The 2,260-nt window shown below is 67.2% G+C and carries 3 protein-coding genes; all 3 read right to left on the reverse strand.

The genetic code is table 11. The features are described from left to right. The coding region (locus tag IQ782_RS29470; protein ID WP_194138218.1) for an FAD-dependent oxidoreductase at positions 1-653 on the reverse strand (653 nt) is incomplete at its 3' end. Further along, on the reverse strand, positions 650-952 hold the full coding sequence (locus tag IQ782_RS29475) for a sarcosine oxidase subunit delta (RefSeq protein ID WP_194138219.1): 303 nt from the start codon (positions 950-952) through the stop codon (positions 650-652). The genes IQ782_RS29475 and IQ782_RS29470, both read right to left, overlap by 4 nt. A 39-nt stretch (positions 953-991) precedes the next feature. Next, a complete protein-coding gene (locus IQ782_RS29480; RefSeq protein ID WP_194138220.1) occupies positions 992-2,245 on the reverse strand; it encodes a sarcosine oxidase subunit beta family protein in 1,254 nt (417 codons plus the stop codon). Positions 2,246-2,260 lie beyond the last annotated feature (15 nt).

Here is a 2,260-nt window from a genome sequence, read left to right on the forward strand (position 1 = left end):
CCGTCGATCTGCGCCTGCGGCTCCGACAGCAGCGTGCCGCCCACCTCGGGGTTCTCGTCGACCAGCACGACCTTGAGGCCCGCCTCCGCCGCCACGCGCGCCGCGGCAATACCAGACGGCCCGGCGCCGACGATCAGCACGTCGCAATGCAGGTTGCGCGAGGCGTAGCTGTCCGGATCCTCCTCGGTCGGGCTGACGCCGAGACCGGCGGCGGCGCGGATGAAGGGCTCGTAGACCTTGTCCCAGAAGCTGCGCGGCCACATGAAGGTCTTGTAGTAGAACCCGGCCGAGAACAGCATGTAGGCGCCGTCGTTCACCGCGCCGATGTCGAACTTCAGGCTCGGGAACTTGTTCTGCGAATGGGTCTCGAGCCCGCCCCAGATCTCCTGCACCGTGGCGCGGGTGTTGGGCTCGAAGCGGCCCGGGCCGCGGCGGGTGCCGATCAGCGCGTTGGGCTCTTCCGAGCCTGCGGCGACGGGGCCACGCGGGCGGTGGTACTTGAACGAGCGGCCCATCAGGTGCACGCCATTGGCCAGCAGCGCCGAGGCGACCGTGTCGCCCTCGAAGCCCTGGAAGGTCTTGCCGTCGAAGGTGAAGTTCACCGGGCGCGCATTGTTGACGCGGCCCTTGCCGGAAACGCGGTAGCTGCTCATTTCAGGCCCTCCTTCAGTGCGGCGAGATCGGGACGGGGGGCGCCCGCCTCGTAGGTGGTGAGGAACTTGTCGGTGATGGTGTTGCGCACCGCGTTGAAGAAGCGGCCGCAGCCATGCAGGTGGCGCCAGCGCTCGAAGTGGTCGCCCTTCACGTTGTCACGCATGAAGAGGAACTGCTGCCAGTCGTCGTCGCTCATCTCCGAGGGGTTCTCCGGGCGGGCGATATGCGCCTCGCCGGCATAGGTGAACTCGACCTCGGGCAGCGTCTCGTCGCAATAGGGGCAATGGATCAGAAGCATGGGCGTCGTCCTTAGTGCGAAGTCATCATGGCGCGCATGTCAGTGCGCGACAGCGGCGGCCGCCGCTTCGTCGATCAGCCGGCCGGTGCGGAACCGGTCGAGCGTGAAGGGGGCATTGATCGGATGCGGCTCGTCCTTGGCGATGGTCCAGGCGAAGACATGCGCCGAGCCCGGGGTGGCCTTGAAGCCGCCCGTCCCCCAGCCGCAGTTGACGTAGAGGTTCTTGACCGGCGTCTTGCCGATGATCGGCGAGCGGTCCGGGGTGTTGTCGGTGATCCCCGCCCATTTGCGCAGCATCCGCATGCGGTTGAAGATCGGGAAGACCTCGGAGATCGCGGCAATGGTATGCTCGATCAGCGGCAGGCCGCCACGCTGGGAATAGCTGACGTATTGGTCGGTGCCCGAGCCGATCACCAGCTCGCCCTTGTCGGACTGGCTGCAATAGGCGTGCACGGCGTTGGACATCACCACGCAGGGGAAGATCGGCTTCACCGGCTCGCTGACCAGCGCCTGCAGCGGCACCGACTCGAGCGGCAGGCGCACGTCGGCGGTGGCCATGACCTGCGTGTTGTGGCCCGAGGCCGAGACCGCGACCTTGCCCGCCTTGATGAAGCCCTTCTCGGTCTCCACGCCGGCCACCGAGCCGTCGGGGTTGCGGCGGATCGCGGTGACCGCGCAGTTCTGGATGATGTCGACGCCGCGCGCCGCCGCGCCGCGGGCATAGCCCCAGGCCACCGCGTCATGCCGCGCCGTGCCCGCCCGCTCCTGCAGCGCGCCGCCCATGACCGGGTAGCGCGCGTCCTTGGAGATGTTGATCGGCGGGCAGTATTCCTTGCACTCCTCCGGCGTCAGCCAGCGGTTGTCGACGCCGTTGAGACGGTTGGCGTGCACGTGGCGCTTGAAGCTCTGCACGTCATGCACGTTGTGCGCCAGCATCAGCACGCCGCGGTTGGAGTACATGACGTTGTAGTTCAGTTCCTGCGAAAGGGTCTGCCACAGGTCCACCGAGTGGTCGAACAGCCGCGCGCTCTCGTCGTAGAGGTAGTTCGAGCGGATGATCGTGGTGTTGCGCCCGGTGTTGCCGCCGCCGAGCCAGCCCTTGTCGATCACCGCGATATTGGTGATGCCGTGCTGCGTCGCAAGGTAGTAGGCCGCGCCGAGGCCATGGCCGCCGGCGCCGACGATGACCACGTCATAAGCGGCCTTCGGCTGGCTGTCCGGCCATTGCTCGGTCCAGTTCTTGTGACCGGTGACGGCGTTCTTGAGGAGGGAAAAGGCGTTGAAGCGCGTCATTGGCGGGCCCCGGCT

Source organism: Salipiger mangrovisoli (assembly GCF_015223355.1).
GTDB classification, from domain to species: Bacteria; Pseudomonadota; Alphaproteobacteria; order Rhodobacterales; family Rhodobacteraceae; genus Salipiger; species Salipiger mangrovisoli.

Excerpts from the sequence above, each read along its gene's own strand:
- IQ782_RS29475 (WP_194138219.1), bottom strand. The coding sequence starts at position 952 with ATGCTTCTGATCCATTGCCCCTATTGCGACGAGACGCTGCCCGAGGTC.
- IQ782_RS29480 (WP_194138220.1), bottom strand. The coding sequence starts at position 2,245 with ATGACGCGCTTCAACGCCTTTTCCCTCCTCAAGAACGCCGTCACCGGT.